Source organism: Ensifer sp. LC11 (assembly GCF_001695835.1).
In the GTDB taxonomy this organism is placed as follows: Bacteria; Pseudomonadota; Alphaproteobacteria; order Rhizobiales; family Rhizobiaceae; genus Ensifer.
The window spans coordinates 171,401-189,827 of the sequence record NZ_MBSO01000002.1 but is presented as its reverse complement, the minus strand read 5'-3'; the positions used below and the strand labels follow the sequence as shown (position 1 = coordinate 189,827).

20 protein-coding genes are annotated in these 18,427 nt (G+C 62.7%); 10 read left to right on the top strand and 10 right to left on the bottom strand.

The features are described from left to right. Positions 1 to 371: 371 nt before the first annotated feature. The 5 genes from BBX50_RS01875 to ubiE form a co-directional block, all read right to left on the bottom strand. Entirely contained in the window at positions 372 to 1,151 is a 780-nt protein-coding gene (locus BBX50_RS01875; RefSeq protein WP_065773616.1) for an SDR family oxidoreductase, read from the bottom strand. A 185-nt stretch (positions 1,152 to 1,336) separates the two neighbouring features. Continuing rightward, complete coding sequence (locus BBX50_RS01870) at positions 1,337 to 1,597, bottom strand: hypothetical protein (RefSeq protein WP_065773615.1); 261 nt, start codon at positions 1,595 to 1,597, stop codon at positions 1,337 to 1,339. A 170-nt stretch (positions 1,598 to 1,767) separates the two neighbouring features. After that, positions 1,768 to 2,295: a GNAT family N-acetyltransferase gene (locus BBX50_RS01865; protein ID WP_065773614.1), complete on the bottom strand. Its 528-nt coding sequence runs from the start codon at positions 2,293 to 2,295 to the stop codon at positions 1,768 to 1,770. Positions 2,296 to 2,518: 223 nt separating this feature from the next. Next, positions 2,519 to 4,093, bottom strand: a complete 1,575-nt coding sequence (gene ubiB, locus BBX50_RS01860; protein ID WP_065773613.1) for a 2-polyprenylphenol 6-hydroxylase — start codon at positions 4,091 to 4,093, stop codon at positions 2,519 to 2,521. Positions 4,094 to 4,098: 5 nt separating this feature from the next. Beyond that, positions 4,099 to 4,875 (bottom strand): bifunctional demethylmenaquinone methyltransferase/2-methoxy-6-polyprenyl-1,4-benzoquinol methylase UbiE, encoded by a 777-nt coding sequence (gene ubiE, locus BBX50_RS01855; protein WP_065773612.1) that lies wholly within the window; start codon positions 4,873 to 4,875, stop codon positions 4,099 to 4,101. A gap of 172 nt (positions 4,876 to 5,047) precedes the next feature. Here ubiE and mutM point away from each other — a divergent pair, with 172 nt between their 5' ends. The 4 genes from mutM (at position 5,048) to dnaA (ending at position 9,707) form a co-directional block, all read left to right on the top strand. Next, positions 5,048 to 5,938 (top strand): bifunctional DNA-formamidopyrimidine glycosylase/DNA-(apurinic or apyrimidinic site) lyase, encoded by an 891-nt coding sequence (gene mutM, locus BBX50_RS01850; RefSeq protein ID WP_065773611.1) that lies wholly within the window; start codon positions 5,048 to 5,050, stop codon positions 5,936 to 5,938. Between the two features lie 51 nt (positions 5,939 to 5,989). Then, on the top strand, positions 5,990 to 6,763 hold the full coding sequence (locus tag BBX50_RS01845) for an enoyl-CoA hydratase (RefSeq protein ID WP_065773610.1): 774 nt from the start codon (positions 5,990 to 5,992) through the stop codon (positions 6,761 to 6,763). Between the two features lie 190 nt (positions 6,764 to 6,953). Then, positions 6,954 to 7,220: a 30S ribosomal protein S20 gene (gene rpsT, locus BBX50_RS01840; RefSeq protein WP_034797494.1), complete on the top strand. Its 267-nt coding sequence runs from the start codon at positions 6,954 to 6,956 to the stop codon at positions 7,218 to 7,220. 1,041 nt (positions 7,221 to 8,261) lie between these two features. Next, complete coding sequence (gene dnaA / locus BBX50_RS01835) at positions 8,262 to 9,707, top strand: chromosomal replication initiator protein DnaA (protein ID WP_065773636.1); 1,446 nt, start codon at positions 8,262 to 8,264, stop codon at positions 9,705 to 9,707. A gap of 50 nt (positions 9,708 to 9,757) precedes the next feature. Here dnaA and gcvA read toward each other — a convergent pair whose 3' ends face one another. Beyond that, positions 9,758 to 10,702 (bottom strand): transcriptional regulator GcvA, encoded by a 945-nt coding sequence (gene gcvA, locus BBX50_RS01830; RefSeq protein ID WP_065773609.1) that lies wholly within the window; start codon positions 10,700 to 10,702, stop codon positions 9,758 to 9,760. A 162-nt stretch (positions 10,703 to 10,864) separates the two neighbouring features. Between gcvA and BBX50_RS01825 the strand changes: the two genes are divergently transcribed. From BBX50_RS01825 to BBX50_RS01800, 6 genes are all read left to right on the top strand, one after another. Then, positions 10,865 to 11,797, top strand: a complete 933-nt coding sequence (locus BBX50_RS01825) for a DMT family transporter (RefSeq protein ID WP_065773635.1) — start codon at positions 10,865 to 10,867, stop codon at positions 11,795 to 11,797. A 121-nt stretch (positions 11,798 to 11,918) separates the two neighbouring features. After that, on the top strand, positions 11,919 to 12,293 hold the full coding sequence (locus BBX50_RS01820) for a YciI family protein (protein WP_065773608.1): 375 nt from the start codon (positions 11,919 to 11,921) through the stop codon (positions 12,291 to 12,293). Further along, positions 12,290 to 13,564 carry an RNA polymerase sigma factor gene (locus tag BBX50_RS01815; RefSeq protein ID WP_065773607.1) on the top strand — a complete coding sequence of 425 codons (1,275 nt, stop codon included), beginning with the start codon at positions 12,290 to 12,292 and terminating at the stop codon, positions 13,562 to 13,564. The genes BBX50_RS01820 and BBX50_RS01815 overlap by 4 nt, the downstream gene beginning before the upstream one ends. A 77-nt stretch (positions 13,565 to 13,641) precedes the next feature. Further along, the gene (locus tag BBX50_RS01810) at positions 13,642 to 14,055 is read left to right on the top strand and encodes a DoxX family protein (protein WP_083213866.1); all 414 of its coding nucleotides are present in this window, start codon (positions 13,642 to 13,644) and stop codon (positions 14,053 to 14,055) included. A 32-nt stretch (positions 14,056 to 14,087) separates the two neighbouring features. Then, positions 14,088 to 14,453 (top strand): DUF1801 domain-containing protein, encoded by a 366-nt coding sequence (locus BBX50_RS01805; RefSeq protein ID WP_065773606.1) that lies wholly within the window; start codon positions 14,088 to 14,090, stop codon positions 14,451 to 14,453. 113 nt (positions 14,454 to 14,566) lie between these two features. After that, on the top strand, positions 14,567 to 15,181 hold the full coding sequence (locus BBX50_RS01800; protein ID WP_065773633.1) for a glutathione S-transferase family protein: 615 nt from the start codon (positions 14,567 to 14,569) through the stop codon (positions 15,179 to 15,181). A gap of 83 nt (positions 15,182 to 15,264) precedes the next feature. Here BBX50_RS01800 and hemW read toward each other — a convergent pair whose 3' ends face one another. The 4 genes from hemW to rph all read right to left on the bottom strand — a co-directional run bounded on the left by hemW (position 15,265) and on the right by rph (position 18,323). Further along, on the bottom strand, positions 15,265 to 16,449 hold the full coding sequence (hemW, locus tag BBX50_RS01795; protein ID WP_065773605.1) for a radical SAM family heme chaperone HemW: 1,185 nt from the start codon (positions 16,447 to 16,449) through the stop codon (positions 15,265 to 15,267). Positions 16,450 to 16,530: 81 nt separating this feature from the next. Beyond that, positions 16,531 to 17,175, bottom strand: coding sequence for an RdgB/HAM1 family non-canonical purine NTP pyrophosphatase (gene rdgB, locus BBX50_RS01790; RefSeq protein WP_065773632.1), 645 nt, complete (start codon positions 17,173 to 17,175; stop codon positions 16,531 to 16,533). 17 nt (positions 17,176 to 17,192) lie between these two features. Further along, a complete protein-coding gene (locus tag BBX50_RS01785) occupies positions 17,193 to 17,588 on the bottom strand; it encodes a VOC family protein (RefSeq protein WP_065773604.1) in 396 nt (131 codons plus the stop codon). A gap of 15 nt (positions 17,589 to 17,603) precedes the next feature. Next, positions 17,604 to 18,323 carry a ribonuclease PH gene (gene rph / locus BBX50_RS01780; protein WP_065773603.1) on the bottom strand — a complete coding sequence of 240 codons (720 nt, stop codon included), beginning with the start codon at positions 18,321 to 18,323 and terminating at the stop codon, positions 17,604 to 17,606. Between the last annotated feature and the right edge of the window lie 104 nt (positions 18,324 to 18,427).

The window sequence follows — 18,427 nt, the reverse complement described above, 5'->3', positions numbered from 1 at the left end:
CAGCGGTTCCGGTTAGGAGCGGGACGGTAAACCCGGATGGCTTGCGCCGTCATTCCGCTCTCGTTCATTGCGAGTTCGTGCTTACTTGAGCCGATCCGTGACCATTTCAAGGGCGCGAGACACGCGTCGTCGCCGGACGTGTCCCGCGTCCGGAAAGGCCCCCTCGGGCCTGACCATAGGTGGCAGACGGGCCATCTGGAAATTAAATGTATGGATGATGACAAGTGGAAAAATGAATAGGCAGCTTCGAGCCGCGAGGCGGTCGACGCCACCGATCGGATCGGCCCCGATCCGATCGGTGAAATGATCCTATCTGCAAACGCCCTCTGCGCCTTCAGTGAACGCACAAACGAGGCGCCGGCACTGATATTCTACAGCATGGACCGGCTGAGACCGCCGTCGACCGGAAGCGCGACGCCGGTGACGTAGCCTGCCTGGCGGCTGGCGAGGAAGGCGGCAGCCGCTCCGAATTCCGCCGGCGTGCCGTAGCGACCGAGCGGGATCTCCTTTTGGCTGCGGGCCGCGACCGTCGCAATGTCGATGCCTTCGCTTTCGGCGTCCATCCGGTCGAAGCTGAGCGTGCGGTCGGTGGCAAGCCGGCCAGGAAGAAGCAGGTTGACGGTGACGCCGTCAGCGGCGACTTCGCCGGCAAGGGTCTTCAGCCAGCCGGCGACAGCACTTCTGAGTGCGTTCGAGGCGGTGAGCCCGACAATGGGTTCGCGGATGCTGGTGGACGCAACGGCGATGATCCGTCCGAACTGGCGCTCTCGCATGCCGGGCAGCAGCCGGCCGGTGATGCGCATGCCGCCAAGCACCATCGTTTCGAACTGGGTCCGCCAGAAATCCGGTTCGATCGCGGAAGCCGGCGAGGGCGGCGGGCCGCCACCATTCAGCACCAGAATGTCGATGGCGCCGAAGTCGGCTTCGATGTTGTCGAGCAGGCCGTCGAGCGTATCGGGCTTCGAGAGGTCGAGGGCATAACCGCGCGCCGATGGACCGACCTCGCTTGCTGCCCTGGCAGTCGATGCCGCATCGCGGCCCGTCAGCGCCACGATGACGCCTTCGGCGGTCAGCGCCTCGGCGATGCCGCGACCCAGCCCCTTGCTGCCGCCAAGCACCAGCGCACGTTTTCCAGCGATACCAAGATCCATGATCGGTCCTCTCCTCGATGTGGGGTCAGAATGCTCAGGGGATCGGAGCTACTACAAAATCCGGGCAAGCGGAATTGATTTGAGGATGCGATGCCGCGGCGTTCGCCTGCGAGAAAGGCACGACCACGAAAAAGGCCCGGCCGGAAACCGGCCGGGCCTTTTTGCCCTCTCCCTCGTGCTGCCGATCAGCGGCAGATGCGAATCTTCTTGAAGTAGACGTTGCCGTAATGGTCGTAGCGTTTGACCTTCTTGATGAAGCAATAGGGCTCGTCATCGTAGTAATACCGGCCGCCGTAATGGCCGCCGACATAGCCGATCTGACCGCCCCAGCCATGGCCATAGTGTCCGTGGCCAAAACCGATCGAGATGCTGCCGGCCTGTGACGGGGCGGCGAAGGAGATTGCGGCAGTAACGGCAACAGCGGCTGCGATGATAAACTTGCGCATGATGATCTCTCCTCTGGAATGGTTGGGATGAACCTTCGTCATCCATGAGCAGACGATCGCATGGCCCGGATATATTCGCAGTTCCGGATGGAACAGGGGGTGGCCGGAGGTTGCGGCGGCCGCAAAGCCGCCAACCGTTACCTGTGTCAGTTGCCGAACGGAACGATCCTTTAAGGGGCGCGCGCTGCCGAGGTACGGATGCGTGCCATCGCGAACACATCCGCCAGTTCGCCGTTGCGCAGCGCATAGGCCCGGTGTGTGCCCTCCATCTCGAAGCCCACCTTGCGGTAGAGCGTGATTGCCGCCCCGTTGTCGGTAAACACCGTCAGTTCGATGCGGCTGATGCCGAGCCAGTTGTCGGCCGCATCGATCAGCGCGGTAAGCAATGACTTACCGATGCCTTCGCCGCGGTGGTTGTCGTCGACGCTGATCCCGAGGGCGGCCGAATGGTGGCGCCGCCCTTTGCTGCGGTGCAGCCCGGCCATGCCGAGGATCCGACCGGCGCGCTCGGCAACGATGACGGTGCTGTCGTCCGAGAGGTTCTCCAACCACTTGCGTGTCTGTTCCGGGGTGGCGAACGGCTGGCGCAGCGTACCCGAGCGGATGCCCGGCTGGCTCATCAGCGCTGCGATCGCTTCGAAATCGATGACGCGGGCTGCACGGATGCTGATGTCAGAGGGATCATTTGGCTTGGTCATTGTTTCCTCTCTTTGGCTCCGAGGAAACAGGACCCAACCCTGCTCGCCTCGGCAGGGTTGGTGGGGGACAGCTCGCTTAAATCAGCGCAACAGGTCTCCCGCACACCCCTGGGGTATGCGTGCAAAGAGCCATCACGAGAATCGAGCGATTGTCCATGCGATGAGGATAACAAGCGAAGGTGGAAAGGCAAGCCCGCCGCGCCGGTTAAGGCGCGTGGCGGGATCAGGTCACCTGCCAGGCGATATAGACGAGCGTGGCGGCGATCAGCCAGAGCGCGACGCGGCCGGAGCGTGTGTGTCTGGCTTCCGCCTTACCGATTGCGTGGGCCGTTTCTGCATCGAAACGCAGGCCGTTTTCGCTCATGGCCATGATCTCGCTCGAGAACTTTTCCGTGCGCGCGGCGATTTCGGGCGCCGCTTCGGCAAGCCTGAGCGCGGCATGCAGGCCATCGCGAAGATCGCCAACGATCCGCTTCGGTCCAAGATTGTCGCGGATCCATTTGCCGACGACCGGCTCGGAGGCCTTCCACATGTTGAAACGCGGATTGAGCGTGCGTGCCACGCCCTCGACCACCACCATGGTCTTCTGCAGCATGACGAGCTCGGGCCGCGTCTGCATGTCGAAGAGCTCGGTGACTTCGAAGAGCAGGGTCAGCAGCTTCGCCATCGAAATGGTTTCCGCCGGCTGGCCGTGGATCGGCTCGCCGATTGCGCGGATCGCCTGGGCAAAGCTCGCCGCGTCGTGATGCGAGGGCACATAGCCCGCCTCGAAATGCACGTCGGCGACGCGCTGATAGTCACGGGTGATGAAGCCGAACAGGATTTCGGCCAGGAACCGCCGCTCCTTCTTGCCGAGACGGCCGACGATGCCCATGTCGACGGCGACGATGTGGCCGGCGTCATCGACGAAGAGATTGCCCTGGTGCATGTCGGCGTGGAAGAAGCCGTCGCGCAGCGTGTGGCGCAGGAAGGACTGGATCAGCGTTTCGCCGAGCTCGTTGAGGTCGTGGCCTGCCGCCTTCAGCCCCTCGATATTCGACATCTTGACGCCGTCGATCCATTCCATGGTGACGACGTCGCGCCCGGTCCGTTCCCAGTCGACCTTCGGCACGCGAAAGCCGGAATCGTCCTTGGTGTTCTCGCCGAGTTCGGAAAGGGCGGCCGCCTCCAGCCGAAGATCCATTTCGATCTTGGTCGTCTGTTCCAGCGTCTTGGTGACCTCGACCGGCTTCAGCCGGCGCGTATAGGGCAGGAAGCGCTCCTGCATATGGCTGACAAGATACATCGCCTCGATGTCGGAAGCGAAGCGCTGGCGAACGCCCGGGCGAATGACCTTGACGGCGACCTTTTCCGGCTTGCCGTCGCGCATAACGATCGCCGGGTGCACCTGCGCGATCGAGGCGGCCGCCATCGGCTCGGAGAATTCGGCGTAGAGATCGTCAACCTTCCGGCCGAGCGACCCTTCAATCGCGGCCCTCGCCTCGCGCTCCGGGAAGGTTGCCATGCTGTCCTGCAACAGCGACAGGTCGGCTGCAAACTCCGCCCCGACGACGTCGGGACGCGTCGCCAGGAACTGCCCGATCTTCACATAGGACGGACCGAGGCGGGCGACGGCGCGTGACAGCCGGTCGCTGCGCTCTTCACCGGGCACCTTGCGGCGCGCCAAGAGGCCTGCAACCTTCTGGGCGAAGCGGGCAAACGGCGGCAGATGCTCGGAAGGGACCGCCGAGACGACACCTTCGCGCACGAGAACCCAGCCGATCCGCGCGAGACGGATATATGCTCCAGGCGTGCTCATCAGGATCAGATTTTCCAGCCGGAATGCAGCGCCGCGATGCCGCCGGTGTAATTGGTGAAGGAGACGCGGGAGAAACCGGCCTCCTTGATCATCGCTGCGAAGTCGCGCTGGTTCGGAAACTTGCGAATAGACTCCACCAGATATTGGTAGGGGGCCTCGTCGCCGGTGATCAGCTTGCCGAATTTCGGGATCGCGTTGAACGACCAGGCGTCATAGAAGCGGTCGAGCAGCGGCATTTCCACTTCGGAGAATTCGAGCACAAGAAGACGGCCGCCGCGCTTCAGCACCCGGTGTGCTTCCTTCAGCGCCACGTCGATGCGCGGCACGTTGCGGATGCCGAACGCGATCGTATAGGCGTCGAAGGAGTTTGCCTCGAAGGGCAGCTCCTCGGCATTGGCCTCGACGAAATCGAGATTGGCCGAAAGCTTCTTCTTTTCGGCGCGCTCGGCGCCGACGGCGAGCATCGAGGCATTGATATCGAGCACGGTCGCATGCGCCTTGCGGTCGGACGCCTCGATGATGCGGAAGGCAATGTCGCCGGTGCCGCCGGCCACGTCCAGCACCTTGTAGTCCTCGCGCCGCGGCGGGTTGAGGGCGGCGATCATCGCGTCCTTCCAGGCGCGATGCAGGCCGGCCGACATCACGTCGTTCATGATGTCGTAGCGCTTGGCCACCTTGTGAAACACGTCGTTGACGAGCGGCTGCTTCTCGCCCGTGCCGACGTCGCGGAAACCGAAGGACGTTTCCATGCCGCCATCGGCCGATACGCGCTGATCCGTCATACGAAGAACTCCACCTGAACCAATTTTTCCGGCACCATAGCGAAAAGGCCCGACCCGCGCTATCTCGTGGGCGGGGCGACGCCTGCGGCATAGCGCACCCCTATAGGATAAGTAGGCCGCCAAGGAAATGCCATCAGCCGCACCCGTCGGCTGCGATTGAAGGAGTGCAGTGATGCCGGAGTTGCCGGAGGTGGAAACCGTGAAACGCGGCCTGGCGCCGACCATGGAGGGCGCGTTGATCGTCAATGCGGAGTTGCGCCGTCCAGACTTGCGCTTTCCGTTTCCGGAAAAATTCGCCACGACCGTTTCCGGCCAGCGCATCGTCTCCCTGTCACGCCGCGCCAAATATCTGATGATCGACCTGGAGGCCGGCGACGTGATCATCGCCCACCTCGGCATGTCCGGTTCCTTCCGCATCGAGGCGGGTCCGGCTGCGGCAACGCCGGGCGAATTTCATCATCCGCGCGGCAAGGACGAGAAGCACGATCACGTCATCTTTCACCTCGACGGTGCCTCCGGCCCCGTGCGGGTGATCTACAACGACCCGCGCCGCTTCGGCTTCATGGACCTTGCCCGCCGCGACACGGTGGCGAGCCACGCCTATTTTCGCGCGCTCGGAGAGGAGCCGACCGGCAACGCGCTCGACGCAGCCTATCTGGCGGCGCGCTTTTCCGGCAAGGCGCAGCCGCTGAAGGCGGCCCTGCTCGACCAGAAGAACATTGCGGGCCTTGGCAATATCTATGTCTGCGAAGCGTTGTGGCGTTCAAGCCTTTCGCCGGTAAAACCCGCGGGAGAACTCGTCGATAAGGGCGGCAAGCCGAAAGATGGCTTGGTGCGACTGACGGACGCGATCCGCGAGGTCATCGCAGACGCCATTGCCGCCGGCGGCTCGTCGCTGAAGGATCATATCCAGGCCGACGGCTCGCTCGGTTATTTCCAGCACTCCTTCTCGGTCTACGATCGTGAAGGAGAGGCTTGCCGCACGCCGGGCTGCGACGGTACGGTCGCTCGCATCGTGCAGGCGGGCCGGTCGACCTTCTATTGCCCGCATTGCCAGAAATGAACGCCTCGCCGTCCACGGCCGGGCGCTTGAGATGAACCGGAGGAGACTGGAATGACCTACGAAACGCTGCTGGTCGAAACGCGCGGCCGCGTCGGCCTCGTGACGCTCAATCGCCCACAGGCGCTGAATGCGCTGAATTCGACCGTCATGCGCGAGCTTGCCGCGGTGCTGAAGGCCTTTGATGCCGACAAGGAGATCGGCGCCGTCGTCGTCACCGGCTCGGAGAAGGCCTTCGCCGCCGGCGCCGACATCAAGGAAATGCAGTCGCTCGATTTCGTCGACAGCTATCTCGGTGAATTCATCGGCGGCTGGGACCAGGTGGCTGGAGCCCGCAAGCCCGTGATCGCTGCCGTCTCCGGCTATGCGCTCGGCGGCGGCTGCGAACTGGCGATGATGTGCGACTTCATCATCGCATCCGAGACGGCGAAATTCGGCCAGCCGGAAATCACCCTCGGCGTCATCCCCGGCATGGGCGGCTCCCAGCGCCTGACGCGTGCGGTCGGCAAGTCGAAAGCGATGGATATGGTCCTGACCGGCCGCATGATGGATGCGGCGGAGGCCGAACGCGCAGGACTCGTTTCGCGTGTAGTGGCCGCGGATAAATTGATGGAGGAAGCGCTGGCTGCGGCCGAGAAGATCGCCTCCTTCTCGCTGCCGGCGGTGATGATGGCGAAGGAGGCCGTTAGCCGCTCGCTCGAGGTGACGCTCGCCGAGGGACTTCGTTTCGAGCGGCGGCTTTTCCATTCGCTGTTTGCGACCGAGGACCAGAAGGAAGGCATGGCGGCCTTCGTCGCCAAGCGAAAGCCGGAGTTCAAACATCGCTAGGCTGGACGAGGACGCGCAGATTCTGGAAATTGCGCGTTGACGGGGCGGCCGTTTCCCGCTATACGCCGCCCTCAGTTTGGAACGCCAATCTGGGCTTTCCGGAAATACTCCCGAATTGCTTTGATGACAGGTCGCAGTGACCCGGCACGGCGAGGGCGGAGTTCATGTCAGTTTTCGAAGAGAGGCACCAATGGCCAATACAACTTCGGCGAAAAAGGCGACCCGCAAGATCGCACGCCGCACCGCAGTGAACAAGGCCCGTCGTTCGCGCGTCCGTAACTTCATCCGCAAGGTCGAAGAAGCGATCGCTACCGGCGACCAGGCAGTTGCAGCCGCAGCACTCAAGGCAGCTCAGCCCGAGCTGATGCGCGCCGCCACCAAGGGCGTCCTGCACGCCAACACTGCATCGCGCAAGGTTTCGCGTCTCGCACAGCGTGTGAAGTCGCTTTCGGCCTAATCCGGCTAAGAAAAATCTGTTGATCGAGAGCCCGGCCCTTGCGCCGGGCTTTTCGGATTCATACTTCTGTCATCGCGATGGTTAATCTGGCAGTCTTTGCATATGTCACGGCGATGACAAAATTTATCTAGCGTTTTCAATGGCTTGTGCGAGGTCCTTATCAGAAGGATGTCTCTGGCTGGGGGGCCGTTGGGCCCATTATGAGTCAAGCGATTTTTTATTTTTTTTCTTTTTCGCCAGCTAAGCAAAGGGCGAAAAATCAAAACCCTTGATTCAACAGCGATTCTTGACGGACTCGGAATGCGGCAAGCAAATGGCAGCGGGAGAGTCAACGGCCAGCGCTTAAGGTTGCGTAAAAATCGCGATTGATCTTGCCCAACGATCCTGCCTAAATGCCCTCCACAGGGGACACGGACCACATCTGTAAAGGAAGCAAAAGAGGCCATTTCGAAGAAATGGTTTCGATGTTTCTGTCTTTTGTATCAGGGCGGCTCCGCGTCGTTCAATCAGACAAGTTGAAGGTAAAAAACCGGATGGTTCGTTCCACTCCGGACGAGGAACTTTCGTCTTTTGATTGTGGCGCGGCGCTTGGGTCTTGACGACGGGTGCAAGCGGCGCCTGGCGCGAGACCTAAGGCCCAATGCGCGGCTCGCCGCTTCGTACGAGGGTGCGGAGAGCTGTTGACGAGGAGGAGGATCCGGGACGGTGCGGGAGCGCACCGGAGGATTGTTGACAAGAGGCGCGAGGGGACATCCGCCGGCCCAAATGGGCAAGCGGATGCGCGTAGCGCGTAGCGAGGCGGGAGATGAGGAGCCCGGCGTCGTCTGCGACTGTGACGTTCGGCGACAGCGGCATGGCCTTTTGAGGCGCCGCGGGCGACGGACATAAGAGATGAGGCCGGCAGCGATGACGGCATCTGAACATGAATTGGAAGGCGGCAAAATGCAGATGAATTTGGTGACGGCGGGCGCACTTCAGAAAGAAGGAGACGCATTCCAGGCCGGAAGCAATCTATCTCAGGCGGCGGGGGAAAAAATCGACATGAGGCACGACGCACTGTTCGAGCGGGTAAGTGCGCGTCTCAAAGCTCAAGTCGGTCCGGATGTCTTCGCAAGCTGGTTTGGGCGTCTGAAGCTCCACTCCGTATCAAAGAGCGTCGTGCGCCTGTCGGTGCCGACCACGTTCCTGAAATCCTGGATCAACAACCGTTATCTCGATCTCATCACCTCGATCTTCCAGAAGGAAGACGGCGAGATTTTGAAGGTCGAGATCCTGGTGCGCACTGCGACCCGTGGCGCAAGGCCGGCGGTTCAGGAAGAAGCGCTGCCGCAGGCGGCCGAAGCGGCTCCGGCTCAGCCGGCACGCCGTCCGGCTACCGCTCAACCGGTGGCAACTGTCGCCGCAGCAGCGGTCGCAAGCGTTCAAAGGCCGACGCAGGCGCCGCTCTTCGGCTCGCCGCTCGACCAGCGCTATAATTTCGAGAGCTTCGTCGAAGGCTCTTCGAACCGCGTAGCGCTTGCTGCTGCCCGCACGATCGCCGAAGCCGGTGCTGGCGCCGTGCGCTTCAACCCGCTTTTCATTCATTCGAGTGTCGGTCTCGGCAAGACGCACCTCTTGCAGGCGATTGCCATCCAGGCGCTGCAAAGCGCCCGTGCGCCGCGCGTCGTCTATCTGACGGCCGAATACTTCATGTGGCGTTTCGCAACGGCGATCCGCGACAATGACGCGCTGTCGTTGAAGGAGTCGCTGCGCAACATCGACCTCCTGATCATCGACGACATGCAGTTCCTGCAGGGCAAGTCGATCCAGCACGAGTTCTGCCATCTCTTGAACATGCTGCTCGATTCCGCCAAGCAAGTCGTCGTTGCCGCCGACCGGGCGCCTTGGGAGCTGGAATCGCTCGACAGCCGGGTTCGTTCGCGCCTTCAGGGCGGTGTCGCCATCGAGATGGACGGCCCGGACTACGACATGCGCCTCGAAATGCTGAAGCGCCGGCTGGACGTGGCCCGCCAGGACGATGGATCGCTCGACATTCCCGGCGATATCCTGAGCCATGTCGCCCGCAATGTGACGGCGAGCGGCCGCGAACTGGAGGGTGCGTTCAACCAACTCCTGTTCCGCCGCTCCTTCGAGCCGCAGCTGTCGATCGAACGCGTCGATGAACTGCTCGGCCACCTCGTCAATGCCGGCGAGCCACGCCGCGTCCGGATTGAGGATATCCAGCGCGTCGTTGCCAAGCACTACAACGTCTCGCGCCAGGAGCTCGTCTCCAACCGTCGCACCCGTGTCATCGTCAAGCCGCGCCAGATCGCCATGTATCTGTCGAAGACGCTGACGCCGCGGTCCTTCCCGGAAATCGGCCGCCGCTTCGGTGGACGTGACCACACGACGGTGTTGCATGCCGTGCGCAAGATCGAGGAGCTGATCACCGGCGACACCAAGCTCAGCCACGAGATCGAGCTGCTGAAGCGCCTGATCAACGAGTAGTCGAGGCTGACTGCTTCAAACAAAAGGCCCGGTTTTCCGGGCCTTTTCGTTTATTGGACTGCTTTCAGCGTCGGTTTCTTGGGGGTCTTGACTGCCAGGTGTTCGCTGATCTGTTCTGCGCGAGCCTCCCCGATGATCCAGGCACGGAAGGCAGCGACCGGCGGCCGGTCGAGGGCAGCCGGCGGATAGACCAGATGATAGGCAAGGCCGGTCATCACACCCTCCGGGAAGGGGGCGACCAGGACGCCTTCGGCAAGCTCCCGCATCACCAGCGATAAGCGCACCAGCGCGACGCCATCACCCGCTTTCGCCGCTTCGATGGCACCATTGCTGTTGACGAACACCGGTCCTCGCCCGGGGTCGACGTGGTCGGCCCCTGCCGCGTCGAGCCACAATCGCCAGTCCTGGCGGTGGACGTCGTGCAGCAGCACATGCGCGGCGAGGTCGGCTGGTGTGTCGAGCGGGCGTTTCTGCTTGAGCGCCGGATGGAGGACCGGCACCGGGTCGTCATCGATCAGGCGCTCGCTGACAAGGCCGTCATAGCGCCCCAGCCCGTGCCTGATGGCGACGTCGACACCGTCATTCTCAAAATCCGTCAGTCGGTTCGTGGTGCTGATGCGGACATCGATTCCAGGCACCTGCTGCTCGAAGGCGCCGATCCGTGGCACCAGCCATTGGGCGGCGAAGGTCGGCGTGCAACTCACCGTCAGCACCGGCGCACGCTTGCGCGCCGTCAGCTCCTCGGTCGCCTCCCGCATCATGCGGAACGCGCGCCGGAGCGTCCAGAAATAGCTGCTGCCATCCTCGGTCAATACGAGTTGCCTCGGGCGGCGCTCGAAAAGCGTTACGCCCAACGTCTGCTCCAGCTCCCGCACTTGCAGGCTGACGGCCCCCGGCGTGACGCTGAGCTCGTGCGCCGCCTTGGTCACGCTTAAGTGGCGCGCCGTCGCTTCGAAGGCGCGAAGCGAGGCGAGGGAGGGAAGGAATGTTGCCATGATTTAGCTAAACTCAATCATACATCGAGAAATGATCGTTTGTTAATGACCTGATACCCTGAGAATAATGGCAAAAATTCACGGTAGTCAACAATGTCATGATTTAGTCTGACAAACGCAATTGGGGTTTCTGCGATGGTACAACCGCTTCAAGCCAAGGTTATGGGAGCCCGCGAATGGGGTATGTTGATCCTTCTGTCCCTGCTGTGGGGCGGCTCCTTCTTTTTCATCGGTGTCGCCGTCAAGGCGCTGCCGCCTGTCACCATCGTGGCGCTCAGGGTCAGCCTCGCGGCGATCGCGCTGCTCGTCATCGTGCGTGTGATGGGATTGTCGATGCCGCGGGACCGTCGCGTCTGGCTGGCCTTCTTCGGTATGGGTCTGCTCAACAACCTGATCCCCTTCTCGCTGATTGTCTGGGGGCAGACGCATATCGCAAGCGGCCTTGCCTCGATCCTCAACGCCACCACGCCGCTCTTCGGCGTGATCGTGGCGCATCTTTTGACCGATGACGAGAAGCTGACGGTCAACCGCTTCGCCGGCGTCGCCGTCGGCTTCCTCGGCGTCGCCATGATGATCGGGCCGGCAGCGCTTGGCGGCCTCGGCTCGAACCTCCTTGCCCAGCTTGCCGTTCTCGGTGCGGCGCTCTCCTATGCGCTCGCCGGCGTCTTTGCCCGCCGCTTCAAGCGCATGGGCGTGGCGCCGATCGTGACGGCGACCGGCCAGGTTTCTGCATCCAGCATCATGCTGGTGCCGCTGTCGCTGCTCGTCGATCACCCCTGGTCGCTGCCGATGCCCGGCCTCGACGTCTGGGCGGCGATCGTCGGCATCGCCCTGATCTCGACGGCGCTCGCCTATGTCCTGTTCTTCCGCATCCTCGAAACGGCGGGCGTCACCAACCTGATGCTGGTGACCTTCCTCATCCCGGTCAGCGCCATTCTGCTCGGCGCGATGTTCCTTGGCGAAACGCTGGAGCCCAAGCATTTCATCGGCATGACCTTGATTGCCGCCGGGCTCGCGGCGATCGACGGACGGCTTCTGCGTCTCTTTTCTCGGCCGGCCGTCGACCCCACCTTAGAGTGCCGCGAGAACGTCTGAGCGTTCCTTGTTGCACGTATTGCGGGCCGGTGGGCGAAAGCACCACCGGCCCTGTTTTTTTCACCGGGGTTGTCGGCTATTGCTTGCCGCCACCGTCTTTGAATGAGGAGCAGGAGTTCCGATGCTTTACGCTGTGTTTTGCTACAACAACGAAAATGTCACGAATACCTGGAGCAAGGAGGAGGACGAAAGGGTGATGCGGGACATGGCGGCGGTCGAGCGCAAATATGCCGAAGCCGGCAAACTTGGACCGATCGCGCGGCTGATGCCGACATCGTCGGCAACGACGCTCAGGCACAGCCATGCCGAGACGATCATCACCGACGGCCCCTTCGCCGAAACCAAGGAGCAGTTGCTCGGTTTTTTCGTGATCGACTGCGTGTCCCTGGATGAGGCGCTCGAATTCGCGCGCGACCTTGGCACAGCAAACCCATCGTCCGGCTCCTATGAAGTCCGACCCCTTACCATCTACAAACCCAGTGAGCTTGCTTCATGACAGACACCGCCTGGATAGACCTCGCACTCGTTTCGGCACGGCCGCAGGCAGTGGGTGCATTGTTGCGCTACTTCCGCAATCTCGATACGGCCGAAGAAGCGTTTCAGGAGGCTTGCATCCGGGCACTGAAGACCTGGCCGAAAAGCGGTCCGCCGCGTGATCCGGCGGCCTGGCTGATCTTTGTCGGCCGCAACAGCGGTATCGACAAGGTCCGCCGCCAGTCACGCGAGACGGCGCTGCCGCCGGAAGAAATTCTCTCCGACCTCGAGGATCAGGAGAGCGGCCTCGCCGATCGGCTCGACGGTTCTCACTACCGCGACGACATTCTTCGGCTGCTGTTCGTCTGCAGCAATCCGGCCCTGCCCGCGACGCAGCAGATCGCGCTGGCGCTGCGCATCGTCTCGGGCCTGTCGGTCAAGCAGATCGCCAGGGCCTTCCTCGTCAGCGAGGCGGCGATGGAGCAGCGCATCACCCGCGCCAAGTCTCGCGTTGCGGCCGCTGGCCTTGCCTTCGAGACGCCGGATGCCGCCGATCGCGCCGATCGGCTCGCTGCGGTCGCGACGATGGTCTACCTCGTCTTCAACGAGGGCTATTCGGCGATGAACGGGCCGGAAAGCGTCTCGGCCGATCTCTGCGGCGAGGCGATCCGGCTCGGGCGTCTGCTGCTGCAGCTGTTTCCGGCGGAGCCGGAGATCATGGGGCTGACGGCGCTGATGATGATCCAGCATTCCCGGGCGCGGGCCCGCTTCGACGCGGATGGAGCCGTCATTCTGCTTGAAGACCAGGACCGCGGATTGTGGAACCGGCCGCTGATCGACGAAGCGCTGGCCCTGATCGACAGGGCGATGCGCCACCGCCAGCCCGGCGCCTACCAGATCCAGGCGGCGATCGCCGCGCTGCATGCCCGCGCCGAGCGGCCCGAGGAGACCGATTGGGCGCAGATCGATCTGCTCTATCAGGCGCTGGAGCGGTTGCAGCCCTCGCCTGTCATTACGCTCAACCGGGCCGTCGCCGTCTCGAAGCGCCAGGGTCCGGAAGCCGCACTCGCATTGATCGCGCCGCTGGCTGAAAAACTGTCGGGTTACTTCTATTTCCATGGCCTGAGCGGGCACCTCTTGAAGCAGCTCGGCAAGGCTCGCGAGGCGCGCGTCGCCTTCGATCATGCCATCGCGCTCGCGACCAACGCTGCCGAATGCGCCTACATTCGCATGCAGCTCGACAAGCTCGATGAAGACGTGGGGACTGAAAGCGGCCGCGCGGAAAAAAGATAAAAAAGCGGAGGCCTCTGTCGGCATCGGTCGTCTTGCTTCGTCCTTGGACTGAAAACGAGATCCAAGGAGAAACCCCAGTGAACACCAGCATTGCAATCCCTGCGCCGACGGCAAAGTCCGTCATCCTCGGCCGCGTCCTCAGCGGTGTACTCGTCGCCTTCCTGGTCTTCGATGCGTCCATCAAGCTCGTGCCGCTTCAGGTCGTCACTGAGACGATGGTGGCGCTCGGTTACCCCGCCGACCAGGGGCTGGCGCGGCTGCTCGGTGTGCTCACTCTGCTGTGCACAGTGCTCTATGTGATGCCGCGGACTTCGATCCTTGGCGCCATTCTGCTCACCGGCTATCTCGGCGGCGCCATGGCGACGCATCTGCGGGCGGGAAGCCCACTTTTCACCCACCTGCTCTTCGGCTTTTATCTCGGCGTTATCGCCTGGGGCGGCCTGTGGCTGAGAGACCCGCGACTGCGCAGCCTCATCCCGCTCAAGAACTGACAAGTCCTCAAATAAACGATCGGAAGACGACCATGACCAAGACAGTCAACGACTACATTGCCGGTCTTTCCGGTGTCCCGGCCGAGGTGGCAAAACGGCTGCATGCAGCTCTCGTTGCCGCAGGCGGGCTCACCGACCTCGTCAAGTGGGGGCATCCCATCTATGAAGCCGGTGGTGCGGTCTGCCTTCTCAAAGGCGCAAAGGATCACGTTACCTTCGGCTTCTGGCGTGGCGCCGAGATGGTCGATCTCGATCCTCGCCTGGAAAAGGGCGGCGGCAAGGGTGACATGGCCTATATTCGCCTGCGGAGCACCGACGATGTCGACGATGTGCAGGTCGCCCGGCTCGTTGCCAAGGGCATCGAACTCAATCGCCTGAAAGGCGATCCGATAAAGTAGGTCGTCGCGAAACAAACTTGCAGGCGGGGCTGAAAAACAGAGCGCCTTTATCGCCTTGAATGCAATATCTCTTCGCGGGACCAGCAATTCACGCCAAATCCCGCGAGGCAAACATGATCCTCTACTACCAGACCCATTCCCCCTTCGCCCGCAAGGCGCTCGTCTTTGCTCATGAGATCGGCCTCGCCGACCGGGTCAAGGTCATCCACCACGAGACCAGCCCGACGCGGCGCAACGACGAAGTCTATGCGGAGAACCCGCTTGGCAAGGTCCCAGTGCTGCTGCGCGAGGGGCAGGAGCCGATCTTCGACAGCGATGTCATCTGCGCTTTCTTCGATACCCTGCATCAGGGGCGCAAGCTCATCCCCGAAAACGGCGAGCCGCGCTGGCGGGCGCTGCGGTTGCAGTCGGTGGCCCAGGTCCTTGCCCAGACCGGCATCGGGCTTCGCTGGGAATGGGAGCGGCGGCCGGAACATCTGCGTTATCCGGCGCTCGCCGAGGGTTACGAAGAGAAGATCGAGGTGACCTATGATTGGCTGGAGCAGACGTTCCGCCCGGAGGCGGATGTCGATATCGGCCAGATCGCGCTTGCGACCACGCTCTCCTGGATGGCCTTCCGCAACCTGCCGTCGTTTCGCAACCGGCCGCAGTTGACGCGCTGGTTCGATGCGTTCGAACGGCGTCCTTCCATGGTTGCCACCCCGCTCTCGGGCGAAACGTTCGATTGAGCCTGTAGCCGGCGAAGGCCAACCAGAAGCAACTTCAGGAAAAAGTGCGACGCGGTTTCGTCCGGAACTGCGTCGTTACCGCCTTAAGGGCAGGCGAGATCGGCGACCACCGCGTCGAGGATCAGCATACCGGCCGGCGTGCAGCGCAGGCGCGAGTTGCCGAGCCGCTCTATGAAGCCGTGGTCGATCAGGAACTGCTCGCGTTCCGGGTCCGGATCACGGCCGGAGAGGGTCTGCCAGCGGGCGAGATCGACGCCTTCCTTGAGGCGCAGGCCCATCAGCAGCAATTCATCGGACTGCGCCTCAAGATCCAGCGACTCGCGCTCGACCATGCCGTGGCCGTAGGTCTCGACCAGGCGCAGCCATTCCTCGGGCTTGCGCTCTGTCGAGGTCGCAATCTTGCCGCCGCCGACACCGAGACGGCCGTGCGCGCCGGGACCGATGCCGGCATAGTCGCCATAGCGCCAATAGGTGAGGTTGTGCCGGCTCTCGGCGCCCGGTTGGGCGTGGTTCGAAACTTCGTAGGCCGGCATGCCGATCGATGAAGTAATCTCCTGCGTCGCCTCATAGAGCACGGCCGATTGCTCTCCGTCGGGAACGATCAGCTTGCCGGCCTTGTGCAGGCCGAAGAATGGCGTGCCTTCCTCGATCGTCAGTTGGTAAAGCGACAGGTGGTCGACCGCGTAGGAAACGGCCTCCTTCAGCTCGCGCTCCCAGTCCTCGACCGTCTGGTTCGGGCGGGCATAGATCAGGTCGAAGGACATGCGCGGGAAGATCTCGCGCGCGAGCCGGATCGCCTTTAACGCATCCTCGACATTGTGCAGTCGCCCGAGGAATTTGAGGTCGCGGTCGTTCAGCGCCTGGACGCCGAGCGAGACGCGGTTGACGCCGGCGGCGCGATAGCCGTGGAAACGGGTCGCCTCGACGCTCGAAGGGTTGGCCTCCATGGTGATTTCGATGCCATCGGGAACGTGCCAACGGCGGGCGATGCCGGAGAGGATCGCGTCCACCGTTGTCGGCTCCATGAGCGACGGCGTGCCGCCACCCATGAAGATGCTGGTGACGGTACGCGGTCCCGAGAGCTCGCGCACTTCTTCCATTTCCTTGAGGAAGGCGGCAACGAAGCGCGGCTGATCCACCGGCTGGTGGCGCACGTGGCTGTTGAAGTCGCAATAGGGGCACTTGGCTGCGCAGAACGGCCAATGCACATAGACCCCGAAACCGGGGTCCATGCCATCACCGATCGCCGATAGCGTGGCCGTCTGCATCGTTGCGTCTCTCATGGTCACCTTTAATAGGGAGCGGATGCGGGCGGAAAGCCGCACACACTTTTCCTCATCCCGCTCCGATCACGCTCCGAGGCAGGTCTCGGCAAAAATCTTGAAGGCGCGGGCGCGGTGCGACAGGGCCTCCGCGTCACCCGGCTTCCAGCCGTGTTTCTCGTCGGCGCTCATTTCGCCGAAGGTGGTGTCGTAGCCTTTCGGCTGGAACACCGGATCATAGCCGAAGCCCTGGCTGCCACGCGGCGGCCAGACGACGAAGCCTTCGACCTCGCCGCGGAAGAGCTCGACATGGCCGTCCGGCCAGGCAAGGCAGAGCACCGAGACGAAGCGTGCGCTACGCTCGACCGGCGTGGTCGCACCCTTGTCCTGCAGAGCCTTCTCGACCTTCTCCATGGCCATGGCGAAGTCGCGGCTGCCATCCTCGCGCTCCGCCCAATTGGCGGTGTAGACACCCGGCGCGCCGCCGAGCGCATCGATCGCAAGACCGGAATCGTCCGAAAGCGCCGGCAGCCCCGAAGCCTTGGCCGAGGCGAGCGCCTTGATCGTCGCGTTCTCCTCAAAGGTGGTGCCGGTTTCATCGGGCTCGATGAAGTTGAGGTCCGCCGCCGATTTCGCCTCGAAACCGAGCGGGCCGATGAGATCGCGAATTTCGCGGATCTTGCCGGCATTGTGGCTGGCGACGATCAGCGTCTTGTTGTCTAGTTTGCGCATGGTGTCTCGTTTCGTGTTCATTCGATGGACCAGAGGCCCGGTTCCGCACATTCGAGGCTGTTGCCGGCGGGATCGCGGAAATAGAACGACCGCGCCCCGTTCGGCCAGCGCGTGTCTGCTTCGATCGCGATGCCCGTCGCTTCCAGCTTCGCCTTCCAGGCGTCCAGCGCCTCGGCGGAAACGCGGAAACACATGTGGCCCTGGCCGGTCGTGCCGTGCGGGATCGGCGGCTTCAGCGTCTCGGCCGGATTGAAGATCAAGAGCACGCCAGGCCCGCAGCGGAAGAACACATGGCGGTTGCCGGCACGCGTAATCTTTTGCAGTCCAAGAATGCCACCATAGAAGGCCTCGGCGGCGTCGAGATCGTCCGCATATAGTGCGGTCTCGAGAATGCCTTCCAGCGCCGGGGCCATCTTAAGGTCCTTTCGTCAGCCGGCGATCGCCTGCTTCTGCAGCGCGACCAGTTCGGCAATGCCGTTCTTTGCGAGACCCATCAGGCTTGCGAATTCTTCCTCCGAGAACGGCTTGCCTTCGGCCGTGCCCTGAATCTCGACGATGCCGCCCGTGCCGGTCATGACGAAATTGGCATCGGTCTCGGCAGCGGAATCCTCGAGGTAATCGAGATCGATCACCGACTGGTTGGCGAAGATGCCGCAGGAGATGGCCGCGACATGATCCTTCAGGACCTTCTCGACCTTGACCATGTTGCGGGCTTCCATCCACTTCAGGCAGTCGTAAAGCGCGACCCAGGCACCGGTGATCGAGGCCGTGCGGGTGCCGCCATCGGCCTGGATGACGTCGCAGTCGATCGAGATCTGGCGCTCGCCGAGCGCCGGCAGATCGACGACGGCGCGCAGCGACCGGCCGATCAGGCGCTGGATCTCCTGGGTGCGGCCGCTCTGCTTGCCGTTGGCGGCCTCACGCCTCATGCGTTCGCCGGTGGCGCGCGGCAGCATGCCATACTCGGCGGTCACCCAGCCCTTGCCGCCATTGCGCAGCCAGGCCGGAACCTTTTCTTCCAGGCTGGCGGTGCACAGCACGTGCGTGTCGCCGAACCGGACCAGACAGGAGCCTTCCGCGTGCTTGGAAAAATTGCGCTCGAAGGAAACCTTGCGCATTTGGTCGGTTTTTCTGCCGGATGGCCGCATCGTCAACTCCTATCGTATCTGCAGAGCCTTCTACTGCATAATTCCCTAAATCGAAATCGATTTAGGGACAAAATTATGCAGCGGTTTGAAGCGCTACAGCGACC